Raw genomic sequence first — 21,763 nt, 5'->3', positions numbered from 1 at the left:
TATAACCTAGGGCTATAATCAGCATTCTTGGAAAATTAAAGCGCGTATTAATACGAGTGTTTTTGGATAGTTGCGATATAAAATGAAGAAAAAACGCCCCTCATTACAGGATGTAGCTTCGCGAGTTGGTGTTACCAAAATGACCGTGAGTCGTTTTTTGCGTAACCCCGAACAAGTCTCTGAAGCTTTACGAGAAAAAATTGCGCGTGAATTAGAGAGCCTTAATTATATTCCTAATCGCGCTCCTGATATTTTATCTAATTCGACCAGTCATGCGATTGGGGTATTACTACCTTCTTTAACTAACCAAGTTTTTGCCGAAGTTATTCGTGGCATTGAATCAGTGACCGATAAATACGGTTATCAAACTATGTTAGCACACTATGGATATCGTGCTGAAAAAGAAGAAGAGCGCCTGCTTTCATTACTCTCTTATAATATCGATGGGCTTATTCTTGCTGAAAGAACGCACACACCAAAAACAATGAAAATGTTAGAAACCGCGGGTATTCCTGTGGTAGAGATCATGGATAGCGTTTCGCCTTGTTTTGATTCGGCGGTAGGATTAGATAACGTTGAAGCCTCACAACAGATGGTCAATGAGATGATCAAACGTGGATGCAAACGTGTTATCTACCTTGGCGCAAGACAGGATGAACGAACCTTAATGCGTTTAAACGGTTATGAAAAAGCAATGCAAAATGCGGGTTTACCTGTTGGTAATGTGATGACGCCAAAAAGCTCATCTTATTCATTAGGGGCTGAATTATTACATGCTGCACGTAAGCAATATCCTGATTTAGACGGACTTTATTGCACCAATGACGATATTGCGATTGGTGCTGTTTTTGAGTGTCAACGTTTAGGTATTTCCGTGCCAGAGGATATTGCAATATCGGGTTTCCACGGACATGATGTTGGACAAGTGATGACGCCTCGTCTGGCGAGTATCTTTACCCCTCGTGATGAAATGGGGCAACAAGCAGCTGATTTATTGCTTAAACGAATGAAAGGTAAAATTGCGCGAGGCCAAGTGATTGATGTTGGTTTCCGCATTATTACTGGTGAAAGTATTTAAATATTTAACTTATTGATATTGAAATAAATTAATAATTTTACTAACCCTATTGTTATATGATTAACAGTAGGGTTTTTTATTGAGATACCTTCTCTCTTTCAACGTTATTACTCCCCTATTTTGCGGCGAATAAAAGGAAGCTGATCAGATGTTTTGTTGTCAGTTTGTAGATCATCTTACTTTCATTTGAGAGTCGCTTCACATTTTCGCTACTTAGTTGATCTTCGTTGTTGTATTCACCTTACCACTTCGGATATGTTACCCGTAACAGTTACGGGTAACATTACAAAAAAGACTTAATATCTGCCTTAAAGGAGCATTCTATGAACGATACCCAATCCCTACACCATGTTTTTATCTTAATGGGGGTATCAGGCAGCGGTAAATCTGCGGTCGCAAGTGGTGTGGCACAACGTACAGGTGCGGCATTTTTAGACGGTGATTTCCTGCACCCTCGCTCAAATATTACTAAAATGGCATCAGGGCACGCTTTAAATGATGAAGATCGTAAGCCTTGGTTACAAGCATTAAATGATGCAGCATTTGCGATGCAAAGAACCAATGAAGTTTCGTTAATTGTTTGTTCTGCATTGAAAAAACAGTATCGCGATATGTTAAGAGAGGGCAATCAATGTCTACACTTTTTATATTTAAAAGGTGACTATGAGCTAATTGAAAGCCGCTTAAAAGCACGTAAAGGGCACTTCTTTAAACCTCAAATGTTAGTGACTCAATTTGAAACCCTAGAAGAGCCAACAAAAGCTGAAAATGATGTATATGAAATTGATATTTCAGTGCCACTTGATGACGTGATTGAAAGTGCAATTAAGACAATAAATTCAGTCACTCAAAAGACTTTTGAAGGGGAAACGGTATGAGTACATTAACACTGGTGCTAACCGCAGTTGGCTCGGTTTTATTATTGCTCTTTTTTGTGATGTACGCGCGTTTACACGCTTTTATAGCGTTAATGATTGTCGCTATTGGTGCCGGTATTTTCTCTGGCATGCCTTTAGAGAAGATCACACAAACCATGCAAAACGGGATGGGGGGGACGTTAGGTTTCCTCTCAATCGTCGTCGCGCTAGGGGCAATGTTTGGTAAAGTGCTACATGAAACAGGGGCATTAGACCAAATTGCAGTGCGATTATTAAAATACTTTGGTGAGAAACGGGCTAACTACGCATTAGGTATTGCAGGTTTAATCTGTGCTTTACCTCTGTTTTTTGATGTTGCCGTTGTCTTGTTAATTGGTGTTGTATTTGCTGTTGCTCGTCGTACTGGTGGCAATGTGGTGAAAATGGCCATCCCTCTCTTTGCGGGTGTCGCAGGTGCAGCCGCCTTCTTATTGCCAGGGCCAACACCAATGCTGTTAGCTGACCAAATGAATGCTGATTTTGGTTGGATGATTTTAATTGGTTTATGTGCAGCTATTCCTGGGATGTTATTAGCAGGTCCTATTTTCGGTAACTTTATTAGCCGTTACGTCACATTAGAATTACCAAAAGATTTGTCGGAACCGAGTTTAGGTCAAAACAAAATGCCTTCTTTTGGTTTTAGTCTTGCACTTGTGTTATTACCGCTAGTTTTAGTGGGCTTTAAAACCATTGGTGCGCGTTTCGTTGAGAAAGAGACTGAGCTATACAATATTCTTGAGTTTGTAGGTCATCCTTTTATTGCTATTCTTGTTGCTTGTTTAGTGGCTATTTACGGCTTAGCTATTCGCCGTGGTATGAGCAAAGAAAAAGTGATGGAGATTTGCTCCGCAGCAATTCAACCTGCTGGGATCATTTTATTGGTCACTGGTGCGGGTGGTGTCTTTAAACAAGTGTTAGTTGATTCTGGCGTTGGTCCTGCATTAGGTAATGCGTTAATTGGCGCGGGTATGCCAATTGCAATTGCGTGCTTTATTCTTGCAGGTGCTGTGCGTGTGATCCAAGGTTCTGCGACCGTTGCATGTTTAACCGCTGTTGGCTTAGTTTTACCGGTTATCAATGAGCTGGGCTACAGTGGCGCTCAAATGGCGGCATTATCAATCTGTATTGCGGGTGGCTCTATTATTCTTAGCCACGTTAATGATTCGGGTTTCTGGTTATTCGGTAAATTTACTGGAGCAACAGAAGCGCAAACATTAAAAACATGGTCATTGATGGAAACTATTCTCGGCACAACAGGTGCTGTCGTAGGTATGATTTTCTTCGCTTTTTTATAAAATTGAATCTTTATTTTCTTGTAATTAGCGCGTCTTTTGACGCGCTTTTTTTCATTGCTATAAATGACTATGAAATGTGACAGAAAATATCCCGTTTCTCATTAATCTATAGGTTTATTTATTAAGTGGGCAAACTAGGGCTGTTATTTTATGGTTGACTATAATTCGCTTTTTATTAAACACACGGATTGTAATATCCACACCATCACGCTAATTCGAGATTCGATTTTAGCATCAAGTAATAAATTACAAGATAAGCTCAATTTACTTGATGAAATGGAACATCTCTTTAGCAAGATGTTGGATAATTCGCAGTCATTGACTCAATTTCTAAATGAAGTGGATACGCATTTTACACATAGCCGAGAAGAGATAGAAGATTTCTCAAGTTGGTTGAAAAAAATTAAAGATAGCGCCAGCAATATTGATAGGCTTTCCAGTCAGGCGAATATTTTATCCATTAACTCAGCAATTGAGGCCGGACATATTGGGCGTGAAGGGGCGGGATTTGCAGTCTTAGCTCAAGAGATGAAAAAGTTGTCATTAGAGATCCAAAAACAAGCTTCTTCTATTGCTAGCATTAATAATAATTTAGGTGCTCGCTTTATTTCCGTTAAAGAAACCACAGAAAAAAACCAACAGCAAGTTCAACAAGTTAAAACACTGGTTGAAGAAGGGCATCAAAATTTAACGTCATTGTCAGAACAAGCCAATGAGCTTAAACATATTTTTACCTTTCTTTCGATGCAGCAATTTTTTAATACGGTCAAACTCGACCATGTTTTATGGAAAGAGGCGATTTATATTCACTTATTAAATAATGATGATGAACACTGTGTTAATCAGCATACAGAGTGCCGTTTAGGGAAATGGTATTATCAAGGTGATGGTAAAAAATTTGCAAAAACTGACGCCTTTCGTCGCTTAGAAGAACCCCATAAATTAGTGCATGAATGTGGTCGTTTAGCATTAAAGGCCAATATAGAAGATAATCAAGAAGCGGTTGCACACTATATAGAGAAAATGGAACAAGCCAGCGTTGATGTTATTAAATATGTCGATGTTTTATTAAATTCAGATAATTACTAACCTGATGAATAAAATGAGAAAAATAAAAAGGAGCGAAAGCTCCTTTTTATTTGTTAAACAGAGTGGGTCAGCCTTTGTTTATTAAGGTATTCAATTGGCTATAAAGTGTATTGGCACTGCTTTCATAACCTTCACGAGAAAGATGAACACCATCAGGTCTTGCCAAATCATACAGCGCCCATGCTTTTATCGAACATTCGCCACCCATATAATCACGCCAATCCCAAAAGAGCGTCTTCTCTTGTTGAGCCACTTCTTTTTGAATTCTGATAATATCGCTTAGCCATTGAGGCTGTTGTGAGCGACAATCAAGTGCTTCTTTATTTTTGATTGAGTCAGAAGGCCCAATTAATAAAATGGCGCTATTAGGAGCTTGCTGTCGAATTTGGCGAATTTTATCCGTAAGCTGTTGGCGATAGGTGTTCAAATCGAAAGTGTCATTAAACGCTTCATTTGTGCCATACGCTAAAATCACCATATCAGGGTTTAATTGACCAAGTGTTTCAGTCCATTGTGTTCCCCATTTATCCATCATATTGATAGTGGCACCATTAATGCCTAATGAGGATAACATTACGCCAGGCTGTTGATTAGTGATCAACCAACCGCCTAATTTAACTGGTTGATTTTTGCTGATGGTAATACTAACAGGGAATGTCATGGCTGTTGGGTTTGAAAACTGCCATTTACCTTGCGTTTGCGATAATGAAAGCACTTTATTTGTTGACGATTGTACATTCATTTGTGCTGTTGTTGGGGCTTTATAGAGCGCTTGCAATTGATAACGTTGCTGAGTGACTGGGGTTTCAGATAACTGTAATTTTGCCCATTTCGCTTGAGGCTCACTAATAAAGCCACCTAATGGAAAATCAGGATCGCTATCTTTTCTGCTCGAAAGCAGTGTCCACGCTTTTTTATCACTCTGATATTGTACGTTTGCAATACGTTGACCCGCGATATTAGTCGGGGGAATAAAACCAATACCGCCATTGCCATAGTCTGCTTGAAAACGCTCACGCAACTTACCACTGAAAAAGTCAGCCGCAGTATGGGAATCACCTAACTGAACGATATGCACCGTTTGGCGGCCTTGTTGTAATTTCTTAACAAAGCCCGCAAAGTGAGGATCGTGATAGTTGTAAAGTTGTCTTGAACCATCAGCAGGTAATACTGTGGGTGTCGGCAACTTCACCGTTTTTTCAGTGTCTTGATTACAAGCGACTAAGAGTGAAACCAATGCCAGTATGATTGAACTACTGACTAAGGTTTTACGCTTAAGGATGTGCGTTAGTTGTTTCATTTACAATGACCGTGTTTTTATCTTTTACATCATCAACTGCATTATCTTCTTTCGTTTCTTCTTGAAGATGAATACGTGAGAATACGTGTTGAGCAATAATTTGCTGACCTTTTAAGCTAAAATGAATGCCATCACCGGCTCTTAACTTAACACGACTACTACCATCACCCATATAATCAGAATAAATATCTTTCTCATATTTAAACATATCATTGACGGAAAGGTAAATTTCGCCCATTTTCTCTGCTTCTTCACGGTAAAGTTTATCAAGATATGCCATCCCTTCGGACAACTTCTGCTTGCGCATATTGGGTGGTCCAACCCAAATAACCGTGACATTATTCTGTCTGGCATTTTCTATAATGCTTGCAATTCGCGCTCGGTAGGCTGATTCCCATGCTTCGCTTGCAAATTTTAAGTAGCGTCCTCCACCATCTGGAGGCATATCCCAAGGATCGTTAGGGCCTAAAAAGACCACTAATAATTTAATGGAGTCGTCACTGGCTAATCGCGTTGCAATCGTTTGAGGCCAATTGAAAAAGCGAGGATAAGCCAGCCCTGTACTTTGCTTACTTAAATCAATACTACTGATGTTGTAGTCCGTTTGAAGTTGGCGTTTAAGTAAAGGAGCAACACCCTGCATCATTGAGTCGCCTGCAAATAAGACTTTATCTTTAGGTGATAAAATAATTTCTGTTTTTTGTACGATAGGTTTTAAGGCTTCTAAGGCCGCATCAGACACATCCGTGACCGAATGGTAAGGTAATCCTCCCATTGCTTGCTTACGTTGCAGTAATTGCGGGAAGCGTTGCGTCAATTGAGATGCAGGTCGTGTATAACCATTAAAGAAATGCAATCCCACCGCAAAGCCTTCTGGAAGTTGCTCCGATGTTGAGATTTGTTCTATTGGCTTTGCCTGATTATCAGGATGATTAACCTGTAGATAATCTCCATAGCTTTCTACCGCAACAAATACGCCATCACGCAGTTGTCCTCCCACTTGCCAAGCATAATAGTGAGAAAGCCCAGACCAAGGCGCAGGACGATGATATTGCTGTTGCCAAAAGCGCTCTAGTGATGTTTGGTTTAGCCAAATCAGCAAGAGGATACTAAATAGCACCATTAAAGCGACTTTTGCTGTCTTTTTTAAGTTTGAGCAGAAATCAAAAGCTGGCATAAATAAATCCTGGCACCCCATCTGGAGACAACATAAAAATAATCGTGAGGATCAACGCAAGTGGTAGAGGATAAACATACCACGGCACTCTTTTCTCAAGACGAGCCACAATATCCCTTAAGGTGACAAAGCAAGGGTAAAGTAAGAAAAGTCCCCAGAACATAAAGAGCGTTAAGCCTTCAGCTTGTAATGAAGCCCAAGCACCTACACTAAAGAGTTGTTGTATCAGAACAAGAGCATCTCCGATTGTTTGGCTGCGGAAAAAGATCCAAGCAAAACAAACAAAGTGGAACGTGATAATCCATGACAACAACATATTTAACGAAGATAGCGCAGTGGGTGGCGCATTTTTCCTCACAGGAAACAGGCGGTGTTTAATATTTAATAACACCACGCCAATTCCATGAATTGCGCCCCAAATAATAAAGGTCATTGCTGCGCCATGCCACAATCCTGAAATGACCATTGCTGCAAAGGCATTAAAGTTCTGTCTGATAACGCCTTTACGATTGCCCCCTAAAGGAATATAGACGTAATCGCGAATAAAGGTAGATAGACTGATATGCCAACGACGCCAGAAATCAGCGAGGTTGATCGCTAAATACGGCGCATTAAAGTTACGAGGCACGACAAAGCCGAGTAATAAGGCAATACCTGTCACTAGATTGGTATAACCCGAGAAGTTGAAATAGATATGCCATGCGTAGGCATAGATAGCCGTTAAGACTTGCCCACTTTGCGCTAAATCGGGTGCATTAAAAACAGGATCAACATAGTTTGTTGAGAACCAACCACTTAACCAAAAGAGTTTTGCGATAGCTAAAACAATCAGCATGATCGCCCCTTTATAATCAATGATTTTTCGTGTTGGTGCCTGAATTTGAGGGAGAAATTCTTTGGCGCGATTAATTGGCCCGGCCACAATGCTTGGGAAAAAGCATAAATAAAGAACGACATCTAAAAAAGGCGCTTTGGGGATCTCTTTTCGACAAACGGAAACCACATAACTGACCGAGTGAAAAATATAGAAAGAGAGTCCTAATGGTGCCAGTAATTCAATAAGAGGAAGCTCAATACTGAGTCCCCATTGCTGGAATGCCTGTGTCAGTGATTCTTGGAAAAACGAGTAGTATTTAAAGGCAGTAAAATAAACAGCAACCAATAATCCCAATAGCCAATAGATGACTTTAGAAGAAGTGTACTTAGTTAATATATTTGCCAGTAAATAAATAAAGAGTGTATAGCTTAATAAGATAATCGCAGGACGATAATCCGCATAAAAGAGAAAAGCGTAACTGACTGTAATCAGTAGAATATTTTGGATCTTAATCTGCTTTTGAAAGAGCCAGTATAGAATAAAAAAGCTAACAAAGGCTCCGAGAAACTCGAATGAAAAAAAATTCATAAATGGCTCTAAGGGTGTGATTTAAAAGTCATACCAAACGTATTACCACATATATTATGAATTCTAAGCCGGCTTTCAATCAAAAGATTGTCTTGTGATAAATAAAAGCCACTTTTCTCTAGAAAGAAAAGTGGCTTTTTACACTATGAAAGCCTGCTAAGGCCTAACTTTCTTGTTTCGACTGCAACTGAACTTGGGTGATCAGTTTTTTATTTGAGTCGAACATTTCGGTCAGATAATCGTTATAACTTGAGCCCATTTCTGAGTAACCTTTCAAGTCAGTGATTAACTGGCGAGAGTCGAGTTGCTGTTGCGTCATTCTTTGCTGTGCTCTTGAGGAGCGCAATGAATTGTAGGCGCGGTGCGTATTGAGATTACGCATATAAGCAATCACAGAGCCTTCAATATCAGGGTAGGCTGCATAGCCTTTGGTTTTCCCTGGTACATTATTGCAAGACTGACTCCCACATCGCATACCGAATAAGTTATTGTTTTGCTGTGCCAACTTCGATGTGCCCCAACCTGATTCTGTAGCGGCTTGCGTTGCGACAAAGTGTGTCGGAATAATGTCAACGCGAGTCAATAACGAATCCCAATTTACTTTTTTGGGGCTGGTACATGTAACGCCATAGTATTGACAGATCTCACGCAGTTTTTTTAACTCTGCGCTGCCCCAGTGCTGGGCTTTACGTTGAGCGAGTAACCACTCACGATCTCTCAAAATCTTATTATTAACATTGTCAATAATAGGAACTATGACATTTAAAAACGCTTTCTTACGCTGCGTTCCCGATGGGTATTTTTTCAAATCTGGCAACGGTGTTGACGTGCTTTTGAAAGAATACGCCTGCAGCATTTGGGAACTGCCGGTACTGGTTGAAGCAAAGCTTACACCAGTAAAGAGTAGTGAAATCAAGAAAGCGAAGACGGCACTTGTCCTCATCAATTGAGAGGGCATTGCTTCTCCTCGTTTAACTGGATAAAAATCGAACGAATACTAACAAATTACTTTTTTCATAGCTACAAAATATCGCCTCACATTAGGATAACTACGAGTGGTTTGTTAAATAAATGTATAAGGTTTACTGGAAAGCCTCGTTTTATAATCGATTTTTTCCTTTAACAAAAAGTGCTTTTTTTGCGAAAACTTTAATTTATCTTATATAAAAAGGTGTGACTTAACCAAAATTTAGCAAAATTAAGGGTTTTTAATGTGTCAATTTTGTTTGTTATTTAGTCAATTTTTGTTGTTTTTGGTCTAGTTTTATTATCAATTTCGCGTGCTTTTTCTGTTAAATCAGTAAAATCCGCTTCACGCCAATAGGTTTTTGGGCGAGGTAAATCTTCCATTTGATTTGTTGGCCAAAGCTGAAATTCTGCTAATTGTTCTAGAATGTAACCGGAATAAGCACTAGGTAATGTGAGGTAATGAGGCGACGCCATTTCCTCAAAAGGTAAGACCGGATAGCGTTTATCAGAAATGTGATAATCACGCATTAAAACTAAAAATTTATCAGGTACACGTTGCTGACTATCCCACCATTGCCCATCAATCACATCAAACCATTGCTGAGTTAATTGACGAGGTTGAGCCTCTAATTGATAAAGCGCAGAAGGAATAATACCTTGCATCGATTGATTATATTGCTCAAGGCTGGTGGCGTGACCATTAAGGATCAAGGTGAGAGAAAGGCGAGCGCCAATCAAGTTAGAGTAGAGATCTTCGGGTGAAAATGCGGATATTCCTTCTGGAAATCCGGGCACCGAACGTAAACCATACCACTGTGCAATCTCATGCCATATTGCAAGGCGATAACCTAATCGAGCAGCAAGATAGGCACTTAAGGTATAACGCTGTGCTTCATTTTTAGGTGGTGTAAAGGCGTTAAAGTGTATTTTACGTTGTGCCAACTCATTACTTAGCGTTAACGTCCACTCTTGCCCTAATTTTGAATAGATATGACTAAAGAGATAATAAGTATAATCTGCGGTGTCACGAATATGGGCAATATCAAGAAACCCACCCTTATGAGAGTAAATTAAACCCGATTTTTCGCTGCCAATCCCTAATACTGCCGCGGTGCCGAGCCAAAAACTGTCGTTATAGCGATGATTGCCCAATGCAGAGGCTTCAACAACATTATCAATACGATAAAACGGGATAGGAATTTCGAGCGCTTTGACTTTTAAGTCATAGCCAAAAGCACAGCAAGGTCTTAATCCATTAGGCGCGGTAAGAGGAGGTGGTGTTTGCCAAGCTTGTGACGCTTCTTCATGAGTGACACTTTCAAGATTGGCATGAATGGGATTAACAGGTGTGACTTGAGTGCAACCTGCAATAAATAAGAAGAAGGCAATGGTGTTAATAAAAAGAAAACGCTTGAACATCAAAATGCTTCACCTACTTGAAAATAGAATCCTGTACTTTCTTTACCTATACCAAAATCGAGACGCACATTCATGCGTGGCTTAAATTCAAATCGATAACCCACACCAACACTAGGTAGCCAATGACCTTGACCTAAATCACGGGCTTGATCGCTTAACGTACCACCACCAATCCAAAGTGCGATGCCATGGCGCCAATTGAGTTTTTGGCGGTATTCTAATTGCGTAGAAAAGACGTGATTATCTTGATATCGCCCTTCGTAATAACCGCGCATCTGGTGCCCATTACTTAACTTAGAAAGTTGGCTCCAAGGTACATCGCCTGATGTGAAGCGGGCATAATTATCAAAAGCTAAAACCGCACTGTCACTTAAAGGATAATAGTAGTTATATTGCATCTGTGTCGCATTAAAGCGGTTATTACTGCCTGTATCAGGAGAATAGTGAGTATAACTAATATCAAATGCCTGCCCTTGACTCGCATTAGGTAAAAAATCACGGCTGTCGTAAGTAAAGCGGAGACTTAACCCAGAGCTTGTGGAGCGCAAAGGTAAATTGTGTTTATCCATATACGCTTTGAAGGGAGCGTCTGGGACTGCGGCTTGTAAATTTGAATAGTCCCATCCTAATCCGATATAGGTGTTTTGGGCGATTTGACGCAATAAAGTCGGTGTTAAGTGCAATTCTTGAGAGCGGTATTCACCAAAATGATCTTTTACACGACCTTCATGATAACCCTCTCCCCAATAATTGGTTGGCACATTGTTTAACGAGCCAGTGAGATAAAAGCGCCAAGTATCATCCGCGAGATAAGTGTAGTTGCTAAAGGTCATCCCAAAAGCACCCGTTGATGAACCAAAGCCACTTAAAGAGAGTGACGAGATTTTGCTATCAGGGCGACTATCTGCTTGATAAAGACCAACAAGCGCAATACCTACACCAAACTCTAATTCTGGTGTATAGAAAGGTCCAGGCAAAACTCCCCAATCAATGGTTTTACTGCGGTCGAAACTATTTTCTCCTCCTAAGCCAACTAACCATTGGTCTATTTGTTGTCTATCTGGGAAGAGTTGTGCTTGTGCTGTGTGTGAAATAAAGAGGCTGGCAAATGCCAGCCCCAAAATAAAAGGGTATTTAACCATTAAAAACGGAACTCACCAGAAACAAAGAAGCTATTACGATTATTAAAGCCAAATTCGGTTATCACGTTAAAATTACGCGTTAATTCTAAACGGGCACCTAAAGTTTGGCTCCATTTATGGGCAAGATGCTGTTCAACATCGAATTTCATGCCAGGATCATCTAATGCTTGGATTAAGCCTGCAAATGCTGGTGGAAGGTTTAACTTATTAATATCCCCTTTAAAACGTTGGGTAATATCTTGGTACATTGCACCTGTCCACACTTGTAATTTGGTATTTCCTTGTCCAGCAATGAACGGTGAAAAGACAAATTCATAACCCACGCGAGGTGAAATCACTAATGCTTTAATATCACCATCTAAGATATCAAGGTTAGTTTTGGTGTAGTTTAAATCGAAAGTAGCGAAATATTGGTTATATCCTCCCGCCAAAGTAAAACCACCACCATAAGTATCACCTTTAAAATCAAGATCAAAAGGCATACCTTCTATAAACGGTAAAGGAAAACCAGCAAAACTACCTCCATTCAGGATTGTTTTTGATGTACCTTTAGTTCGACCATATAAGCCATAAACGTTCATAAAAGGGAATACCCAGCTATCGAGTTTTAGCATATGGGTTTCACTTTTTTCACGCGTATGACCCGCATCTATTTTTAACGCGTCTGCTGTTTATGGATTTTTAGGCATGATAAAACCAATTTTATCTACGATGATATCTTGGCGTAGATTCATATAGCTGTAGCTGGCACCAAAAGGCTCTGGTAAATCATAACCACGGGCGCGGGCTTCATCGCCCCAAATAGGTAAAACGCGAGATTGGCTTGCTGGGGTGCGAGTATCTAACGAACCTTCGCTATTTAAGGCAGTACCGCCGGATTGGCTCACACTTAAAGAGAGCAGGGGGCGATCGCTATCAGCATAAGAAAAGCTAGTAGCAAGAAGAGAGGCAGTTAACACCACCTTATTTAAATTGGAAAAGTTCATACATAACCCACAGAAAATGTTTAAAAAGAAAGTAGTAAGTAAAAGAGTAGCCGGAAATTTTAATCTTTTTCTTTTTAATGGTCACCAGCTATAAGTGCGATATACAGTAAGAGATGCTTATATTCTGTATTATTATAGGATTATTAAGGGTTTATTAAGGGAAAAGCGCGATATTTTCTAAGTTAATCTTAATAAAAGTAGAAGATCTTTTTATAAAGAAGAATGATAACGTTTCTTTTAATTATTCTTATTTTGTTATTTTTCTTTTTATTGACTAAATAAACATCGAAATAAGATATTCGTGTGATAAACGGTTATGATAATAATCATCTAGTATGGATTATTTTTATAAAGGAACGTTATGACCTATCAAGAGCTTTATCAGTACGCTATTTTTATGCTCTCTCGCCGTGATTACGGCACAGTAGAGCTACAACGTCGCCTAGCACGAAGAATAAGAGAAAGCGATCGAGAAGCACAAACTGTCACTGATGAAACCTGCTTACCTCAAGTGATGGAACATTTATTAGAAAATCATTATCTTGATGATAATCGTACTGTTTATGCTTTCTTTCGCAGTTATTTAAATAAATCTTATGGTCCTTTGCGTATTCGTCAAGAATTACGCGTAAAAGGTTTCCCCGGTGAAATTATTGAACGTCTCTTCGAAGAAGATGAAACAGATTGGTATACTCTTTGCCAAGAGGTTCATGAAAAAAAATTTGGTGGTAGTAAACCCAAAGATTTTAAAGAGAAAGCGAAACACATTCGTTATCTACAATACCGAGGATTTACCTCTGACACGATTAATGCCCTGTTTTAAATCATTAACGTAGTGTCATTGCGATATCATCTAATTTCTTATTATTCTCTTTTTTAAAATAGACTTTTTGATGTAAGAAAATATCAAAAGGAAAAGGAGAACGAATAAACTGTACTTCATCGTTTGTAATGGTTGAAATATAATGAATATTTTCAGGCATAAAGCAGTAACCCGCCCCTTCATCAACGCAGTGCAAAACATCCGCCATTTCTGTTAAACCTAAAGTATGGTATTGATAACCTTGATTTTTTAGCTTGTCTAAAATCGTTGAAAATATGGGGTTTTGCAAAGTACTACTTCTTTGTATTAAGGTTTCTTTGGCAAAAAATGTTTTGGTATTGGGATATTGTTCAAAGAGTTTTTTGCTCACCAATAATCCGACTTTTTGTGTGCATAAATTAATTGCATTGATATTTTTTTGTGGATAGTCAAACTCAAGAGAAGAAATCACAAGATCAAACTCTTTATCAAAAAGTTCCTCTTTAATATCATCAATATAACCATCTTCTAAAGATAGGCTATATTGACTGTTTTTTTGGCGGATCTCCAACAGTTTTGTTTTTAGATCAGGGTAATAAAGACCATCTAATTTAATGGAGAGCGAGGTTTTATCATCATTGGAATTCATTATCTGATTTTCAATTTTTCTAATTTTTTCATAATAGGGATATAAACGTTCATAGAGTGTTTTCCCCGCAGGGGTTAGATCCATTCCGTTTTTGGAGCGTTTAATCAGTGACTTACCTATTTGGCTTTCAAGTTCATTAATACCGTGGCGCAGTGCAGATGGGGTAACATTGATTTGTTCCGCTGCTTTTACTAGGCTTTGACAAGTCGCAACGGCAAAGAACTGATTTATTTTTCGTGAGAAAAACATGCAGACGTTCTCCATATTTATTTGTATATATATTTAAAATGAATAATCCTCTTGAATGAAATTTTTATATTGATATTTATCAATAATCATTTTAGCGCGACTAAAAATAAAAAAAGCACAACGAATAATTTAAAAAATAACATTACCGACTAAAATTGATAATAAATCAGAATGTTTTTGATAAAAATAAAATCAAATGATTGATTGTATTATGTTGTCATATTTTGTTTGTTATTTACATCTCTTTTCTTGTTTTTTTTTCTTATTTAGAATCGCATTTAGCCGACAAAGAATAAAAAAACTCAATAACAGATTATAAAAAATTCAATTTTCAATTTTTATTTTCTTGATATTTTAATTTTCGAGATGAAACGATGATTCCATTCTCTTAATTTTAAATTAACTTATATTAGGAAAATATTTAATGAAAAACATTAATACACTTTTAACGAAAATGAACTCTTCTACTTCAGAAGTGATTACATTAAAAGAATTAGCACCATTGTCACTTCATGAAATTCGTGCATTAAGCGAAGAGAAATTAAGTTGGCATGAGGCAAAAATATTATATACACACGCACAAGAAGCAACAAAAATTAATAAGCTTAATGAAGCTCATCATTTAGCACGTAATAACCCACAAGTGCAAAATGCCGTGGCGTTAGGTATTCAACAACAATCAGCACAAAGCCGTGCATTAGGTGATTGGATCCCAAATAGAGACAACCATTATGTCGATTCTAAATCTGTTGCATCAATGTTTTCACCCGCTGGTTATTTGACCGAGCTTTATCGTGAAGCAAAAGCCTTACATGCAGAAAATTCAATTTATCACTTGGATAAACGTCGTCCTGATTTAGCGCAATTAGTGTTATCTCAAGACAATATGGATAAAGAAGTTTCTACCCTTTCTTTATCAAATCAAATTTTAACCACAGTATTACAGAGTAAATTAGGTAGTAGCAAAGATCTATTTCGTGAATTAGCCACCAACCGTTTAACCGGTGGTACACCTTATCACCAACCTTATGAAACCATTCGCCAAGCTATTTTACTGCAAGATAAAAACCTTGAAGGATTAATGTCAGCCACTGATATCACTAAAACCTTCGACTCAGCAATACTAGCCTCTATTCAAGCCGATATTTCCCCTGAGCTTTATAATATTTTAACTGAAAATATTGATAAAGATACGAATGCACTTTTTGAGAAAAACTTTGGTAATATTAACGAAAAATTATTGAATAACTCTCACTTTATCGCTGAATATTATGATATTGATATTAAAGATGCTCAATCTGTTATCAAAGCATTTAATAAAAGAGAAACACTGTCAAATAAAGAGCTATTAAATTTAAATAAAATTATTCGATTATATAAAGCCACAGGAATGCCACTACTATCTGTGCTTACCGCCATTAAATCTAAAAATACTCTGTTTAATATTGATAAAGAAACGTTAAGTAGTTTTTTCCACTTGCAAGTAATAATGAAAAATTACCCTATTACCGTGGAACAAGCGATTGTGCTTAATGGAGGATTAATTTCAAAAATATCTTTTGATAATACACCATCTCAATTTGATCAATTATTTAATCATCCACTACTTAATGATACTTTTTTTATTGATGACAATCATTCCCTTGATTTAGTTAATGCAACATCTTCTACCGATATTACTCGTTTAAATACCTTAAAGCGTGCTTTTAATGTCAATAATATTGAACTGGTGATGTTATGGCAATTAGCATCGGATAATGCTAACTTTGCGTGTTCATTAGCGAATCTTTCTTTACTTTATCGTACCCATTTATTGGCTCAAATTTATGGCTTATCCGTTAATGAATTAATATTGCTTATTAATATTTTACCATCACCTTTTAATAAACAGATTGTGAAACATGAAACTTCTGATGATATGGGTCATTTAATTCACACTATTAATGATGTAGTGCAATTTGCCAAAAAAGAAAAATGGACAATTAGTGAACTATTTTTAATTTGTACGCAACAATATGAGTCTGAATTTAGTTCTGAACTTGAAGTGTTAATTAATACTTTAAAAGTCATATTAAAAAATACACTGACAGATTATGAAGCACAATTCTCAGCTGTTGCATCATTTATTGCCTCTGAGATGGGTGTTGATTCTATTGAAAAAGCAAATTCGATATTACAATGGGTTGACCTAGAAGTGGGTAATAAATATCTAAAAGATGTATTGCCAATAATTATTAAAGATACTCTAACTCAACAAGACAAAGTAGATATTGCACAATTCTTTAACAGGCTTAAAAAAATTACCTTGGTTTCCAATAAAGTGGGATTGAATAAGTATGAGTTGGAATTTATTAGTACTAAATTGAATTATCTTTATTCTAAAGAAGATTATATTTTAACAATTGATAAAATAAAATATGTCACTCAATTCCATCATTTTATTTCACAATGTGGCGATAGAGCGAATGATTTCTTAAATGGCCTTGAAAATAAATCACTAACCGCGAAAAAACTGGCATCTATTTTAAATATCGATGAAACAACGCTTACTCAAGCTTTGGCATTAACGCCAACCAATGCATTAAATGATTTTCAAAATATTACTGTTCTTATTCAATATCTTGAATTATCTAAGATGCTGGGTATTTCACCGAAAGATTTTGAATTATTCATTGAGTTAAAATACACCGAAAATAATAATGTTGCTGCTACATATGATAGTTGGGATAAACTTAGCCAAATTATTCAGGCAGGTTTAAGTCGTGAAAAAACAGCACAACTTGTTCAATTAATGGATGAGAAAAAAGCAACAGTATTAACTCACTATTATGCCAATCAAAGTAACAACCTATCGTTAACGGGTCGTGATGATGTTTATCACCACTTATTAATTGATAATCAAGTTTCTTCTGAGATTATGACAACGCCGATTGCACAGGCAATTGCCAATATTCAGTTTTATATTAATAACTGCTTATCGGGTGATGAAAAGGATGTTGATAAGAATGTGAAAGGCCGTACTTTCTTTGTGCAATGGAATGAGTTTAATAAACGTTATAGCACATGGGCAGGTGTCTCTAAATTAGTTTATTATCCTGAAAACTATGTTGACCCAACCATGCGTATTGGGCAAACCAAAATGATGGATACCCTATTACAATCCATTAGCCAAAATAGTGTGAACCGCGATACGGTAGAAGATGCCTTTAAAACCTATTTAACTTCATTTGAGCAAATCGCTAATTTAGAAGTATTAAGTGGATACCATGATAGTGTGACATTAAATGATGGTATAACCTATTTTATTGGACGTAACCCTGCTGACCAAATGAGTTATTACTGGCGCAGTGCTAATCATAGCAAAATTAAAGGTGATAAATTAGCCGCTAATGCTTGGACTGAGTGGACTAAAATTGAAAATGGTTTAAATCCGTATAATGATTTAATTCGTCCAGTTATTTTTAATAGCCGTTTATATATTGCTTGGATTGAAAGAACAGAAGTTGCTAAAGATAAAGCATCACAATCTATTGAAAAAGAAATTAAATATAGTTTAAAGCTATCTCATATTCGTTATGACGGTTCTTGGAGTGCGCCGGTTAGTTTTGAATTACAGGATGAAATGATTAAGGATAATAAAGGAAGTTTTCATTTAACTTATAATGAAGAGTTAGATGAGCTATTTGTTTTTTTATATAAAATGAAATCATCATATGATAGTGATAATAGTGATTATCATCTTTACTCTATTAATAATGAAATGAATATTTCGTCAATTTATGATTCAGGAAGTCCAGGTGAAAATATAAAAATAATATATAGTAGTGTAAAAAGTGAGTTTGATAAATTTAATGATGGTATTCAAAGAATTGTCAATAATAAATATACAAGAAGAGATAAAACAAATTATAATATATCAAAAGATGCAGTAAATATTAAAAATGTAAGTGATAGTACTGATGCGTCATTATATGGATCTATATTAAATAATGCGAGTATAACTTATACGGGGGAGGGTAAAATAACAAGTCACCTATCTGCATCTATACAATGTGGAATAAAAGAGACTCTATCAGCTTCTTATAAAATAAACGAAATTATTAGTTCTATATTACAAGATTTAAATGATAATAGTGAACTGGAAGATATTTTTTACTGCTCTTTTCCTTTTTATTTACAGAAATATTATCAGGGAGGTGTAACAACAACAAATCACGAAGCTTATTATTGTTTTAGTATTAAGACTAATAATGTTTTATTTTTTATTTTTGATAAAGAAAATGAAAAATTGGTAACTGATATTCCTCATGGAATTAATAACTCCAATCCTACATCTGACTATATGGCTAACGCTTATTTTGTTTATTATGATTCATTTTATTTTAAATTAAAGGATAGTTATGGTTATTATTCTTTAACTGATTATAAAGTAAGTGATTTAATAAATTCTAAAATAATGTATAATGCTTTTTTTAGTGGTGGTGAAGAAATATTTAATACGTTAGATTCTGGTATTCCTGCAGAGGATGTTCCGTGTAATAAGCTCAATCAACTTTACAATAATTATGCTGATCATATAAAAGATATTAAAATTTCATTATCAGCAAATTCAAGAGTGAGTAATTATTCAATAAGCGATTGGAGTGATGATTATAATGGATTTTATGAAGATGTAAATTCTCATACTAGTAAAGATGATATTCTAAAGCTTGATATTCCAATTAGTGATTTTGGTGCTAGTGGTGTTATTACATTAAATGCAAATATCTCTGTTATTAATAAAAAAGATCAAGTTTTATCAGAAAAAATATTTGAATTTACGATAAAAAAAATCATCTATAATGAAACTGAAAATGTAATTAGCTTAAATCGTAATACTAAAGGTGCCCAATATCTCTCTATGAAACTGGCAGATAAAACCATGTTAGTGCGTTTAAATACTTTATTTGCGCGCCAATTGGTTAAACTCGCCAATAACGGTATTGATAGCATTTTAACTTTGGATACTCAGCGTTTACCGGAACCCGCATTAGAAGGTAATACTGATAAAACCATGGACTTTAATGGTGCTAATGCACTCTATTTTTGGGAGCTGTTCTATTACACCCCAATGATGGTCGCCAATGTGATGCTAGAAGGTCAAAACTATGATGAAGCGGGTCGTTGGTTGCGTTATGTGTTTAGTCCTAATGGTTATATTGACGGCGGTCAACATACTGATATCGTTTGGAATTCACAACCGCTCTTAACCGATACGGAGTGGGATAAAGAACAACTGGATTCAACCGACCCAGATGCCGTGGCACAAACTGACCCAATACATTATAAGTTAGCCACCTTTATGAAGTGCCTCGATATTCTTATGGAGCGTGGTGACAGTGCTTACCGTGTTTTAGAGCGCGATACCTTAAATGAAGCCAAAATGTGGTATATGCAGGCGCTGAAATTACTGGGTGATGAAACAGAACTACTAGGTGACAACGTTTGGTTAGCACCTAAATTAACCGAAGCGGCATCAAAAACAAAACAACCAACACGTGCTATCAATGAAGAAAGCGAAGAAACCGCATCACCGCGTACCGCTAATTCATTAACGTCGCTGTTTTTGCCACAAATTAATGAGAAGTTAGCACAGTACCATGACACGTTAAAAGTGCGTTTATTTAATTTACGTCACAATTTATCGATTGATGGACAACCGCTATCACTGCCTATTTATGCAACACCAGCGGATCCTAAGGCGTTGCAAAATGCAGCCGTTAATCAATCACAAGGTGGCAGTGCATTGCCAAATGCGGTGATGCCGACACAGCGCTTTCCTGTGATGTTAAACAGTGCAAAATCTGTAGTAAATCAGTTAATGCAGTTTGGTAGCTCGTTGTCTAGCATTACCGAACGTCAAGATGCCCAAGCATTGTCAGAATTACTCACTACGCAAGGTAGTGAAATTATTCTGCAAAATATGAAGTATCAAACAAAGAGTATTGAGGAATTTACCTATAACGAGAAAGCATTAAAAGCGTTACGAGAGGGTGCACAAAAACGCGTTGAGCACTATAGCAAATTGTATGATGAAAACATCAGTACCTCAGAACAACAAGCGATGGATCTCTATCTTGCCTCTTCGGTACTCAATACTGCCAGCCAAGGGCTGAATATCGCTGGTGCAGCTGCCGATTTAGTGCCGAATATTTACGGTTTAGCGGTCGGTGGCTCGCGTCTAGGCGCTATCTTTAATGCTACATCGATTGGTCTACAATTGTCTGGCTCTGCAACCCGTATTGCGGCAGATAGATTAAGTCAGTCAGAGTCTTATCGCCGTCGCCGTGATGAGTGGGCGTTATCTCGTGATAACGCAAAAGTGGAGTTAAAACAAATCGATGCGCAAATTGACGCCCTGAAAATACGTAAAGAAGCGGCAAATCTGCAACTAGATAGTTTGAAGTTACAACAGCAACAGACACAAGAACACTTAACTTTCTTGCAAAATAAATTTACCAATAAAGCCCTGTATAATTGGTTACGCGGTAAATTGATGGCGATTTATAAACCGTTCTACGACTTAACTGTTTCTCGTTGTCGTATGGCAGAATTAGCTTATCAATATGATTTAGGTGAAACACAAACCTTTATTCGCCCTGGTGCATGGCAAGGTAACTATTCCGGTTTGATGGCAGGTGAAAGCCTAATGCATAACCTGACTCAAATGGAAAACAGTTACCTTGAAAAAGATAAACGTGCGTTGGAAATTACCAAAATTGTGTCGTTGAATGATGTATATCAAGGCTTAAGTAGCAATCAGTTTGGTTTTGAACAAGTCGCTGATGTGATTAATAAATCAAAAACACAGTTAGGTACGGCAGAAAACGGTGTTACGTTGAAAAATGGCCAATTACAAGCCTCTGTAAAACTCTCTGGTTTAGCTATCGACAAAGATTACCCTGCTGATTTAGGTCAATTACGTCGTGTTAAACAGATTAGTGTGACATTACCTGCGTTAACTGGCGCTTATCAGAATATCAGAGCGGTGTTGAGTTATGGCGGTAGTGCAGTGAAACCTCGTGGTTGTAATGCGATTGCGATTTCTCATGGCATGAATGACAGTGGTCAGTTCCAACTGAATTTCAATGATGATCGTTATCTGCCATTTGAAGGTTTACCAGTGAATGACACCAGTACACTGACTTTAAGCTTCCCTGATGCGACAGATAAGCAAAAAGAGATGTTACTGACACTGAGCGATATCATTCTCCACATTAATTACACCATTCGTTAATTATCCAAAT

13 protein-coding genes and 1 pseudogene are annotated in these 21,763 nt (G+C 37.1%); 6 read left to right on the top strand and 8 right to left on the bottom strand.

Features of this window, described 5'->3' with window-relative positions; genetic code table 11:
* Window positions 1-82: 82 nt before the first annotated feature.
* The 4 genes from gntR to JEP36_RS15245 all read left to right on the top strand — a co-directional run bounded on the left by gntR (window position 83) and on the right by JEP36_RS15245 (window position 4,379).
* Entirely contained in the window at window positions 83-1,078 is a 996-nt protein-coding gene (gene gntR / locus JEP36_RS15260) for a gluconate operon transcriptional repressor GntR (protein ID WP_198620564.1), read from the top strand.
* A 323-nt stretch (window positions 1,079-1,401) separates the two neighbouring features.
* Window positions 1,402-1,956 (top strand): gluconokinase, encoded by a 555-nt coding sequence (gene gntK / locus JEP36_RS15255; protein WP_198626466.1) that lies wholly within the window; start codon window positions 1,402-1,404, stop codon window positions 1,954-1,956.
* Entirely contained in the window at window positions 1,953-3,290 is a 1,338-nt protein-coding gene (gene gntU, locus JEP36_RS15250; RefSeq protein WP_198620562.1) for a gluconate transporter, read from the top strand. Before gntK ends, gntU begins: the two co-directional genes overlap by 4 nt.
* Window positions 3,291-3,440: 150 nt before the next feature.
* Window positions 3,441-4,379, top strand: coding sequence for a methyl-accepting chemotaxis protein (locus JEP36_RS15245; RefSeq protein WP_198620561.1), 939 nt, complete (start codon window positions 3,441-3,443; stop codon window positions 4,377-4,379).
* A gap of 67 nt (window positions 4,380-4,446) precedes the next feature.
* On the opposite strand, the gene JEP36_RS15240 is transcribed toward JEP36_RS15245, so the two are convergent.
* The 7 genes and pseudogenes from JEP36_RS15240 to JEP36_RS15210 all read right to left on the bottom strand — a co-directional run bounded on the left by JEP36_RS15240 (window position 4,447) and on the right by JEP36_RS15210 (window position 12,777).
* On the bottom strand, window positions 4,447-5,679 hold the full coding sequence (locus tag JEP36_RS15240) for an SGNH/GDSL hydrolase family protein (protein ID WP_198630423.1): 1,233 nt from the start codon (window positions 5,677-5,679) through the stop codon (window positions 4,447-4,449).
* Entirely contained in the window at window positions 5,654-6,856 is a 1,203-nt protein-coding gene (locus JEP36_RS15235) for an SGNH/GDSL hydrolase family protein (RefSeq protein WP_198626464.1), read from the bottom strand. Before JEP36_RS15235 ends, JEP36_RS15240 begins: the two co-directional genes overlap by 26 nt.
* A complete protein-coding gene (locus JEP36_RS15230; protein WP_198626463.1) occupies window positions 6,843-8,261 on the bottom strand; it encodes an MBOAT family O-acyltransferase in 1,419 nt (472 codons plus the stop codon). Before JEP36_RS15230 ends, JEP36_RS15235 begins: the two co-directional genes overlap by 14 nt.
* Before the next feature lie 163 nt (window positions 8,262-8,424).
* On the bottom strand, window positions 8,425-9,219 hold the full coding sequence (locus tag JEP36_RS15225) for a protein bax (RefSeq protein ID WP_160230737.1): 795 nt from the start codon (window positions 9,217-9,219) through the stop codon (window positions 8,425-8,427).
* Between the two features lie 275 nt (window positions 9,220-9,494).
* Window positions 9,495-10,649, bottom strand: a complete 1,155-nt coding sequence (locus JEP36_RS15220; protein WP_198630422.1) for a DUF4056 domain-containing protein — start codon at window positions 10,647-10,649, stop codon at window positions 9,495-9,497.
* A complete protein-coding gene (locus JEP36_RS15215; protein WP_198630421.1) occupies window positions 10,649-11,791 on the bottom strand; it encodes a BamA/TamA family outer membrane protein in 1,143 nt (380 codons plus the stop codon). Before JEP36_RS15215 ends, JEP36_RS15220 begins: the two co-directional genes overlap by 1 nt.
* A pseudogene (locus JEP36_RS15210) lies at window positions 11,791-12,777 on the bottom strand (hypothetical protein). The gene JEP36_RS15215 and the pseudogene JEP36_RS15210 overlap by 1 nt, the downstream one beginning before the upstream one ends.
* A 361-nt stretch (window positions 12,778-13,138) precedes the next feature.
* Between JEP36_RS15210 and JEP36_RS15205 the strand changes: the two are divergent.
* The gene (locus JEP36_RS15205; RefSeq protein WP_198620555.1) at window positions 13,139-13,600 is read left to right on the top strand and encodes a regulatory protein RecX; all 462 of its coding nucleotides are present in this window, start codon (window positions 13,139-13,141) and stop codon (window positions 13,598-13,600) included.
* A 4-nt stretch (window positions 13,601-13,604) separates the two neighbouring features.
* Here JEP36_RS15205 and JEP36_RS15200 read toward each other — a convergent pair whose 3' ends face one another.
* The gene (locus tag JEP36_RS15200) at window positions 13,605-14,477 is read right to left on the bottom strand and encodes a LysR family transcriptional regulator (RefSeq protein WP_198626462.1); all 873 of its coding nucleotides are present in this window, start codon (window positions 14,475-14,477) and stop codon (window positions 13,605-13,607) included.
* A gap of 424 nt (window positions 14,478-14,901) precedes the next feature.
* Between JEP36_RS15200 and JEP36_RS15195 the strand changes: the two genes are divergently transcribed.
* The gene (locus tag JEP36_RS15195) at window positions 14,902-21,753 is read left to right on the top strand and encodes a neuraminidase-like domain-containing protein (protein WP_198630420.1); all 6,852 of its coding nucleotides are present in this window, start codon (window positions 14,902-14,904) and stop codon (window positions 21,751-21,753) included.
* Window positions 21,754-21,763 lie beyond the last annotated feature (10 nt).

The organism is Proteus sp. PR00208, from assembly GCF_016238545.1.
Classification (GTDB): Bacteria; Pseudomonadota; Gammaproteobacteria; order Enterobacterales; family Enterobacteriaceae; genus Proteus.
This window is presented reverse-complemented; position numbering and strand designations above follow the sequence as displayed.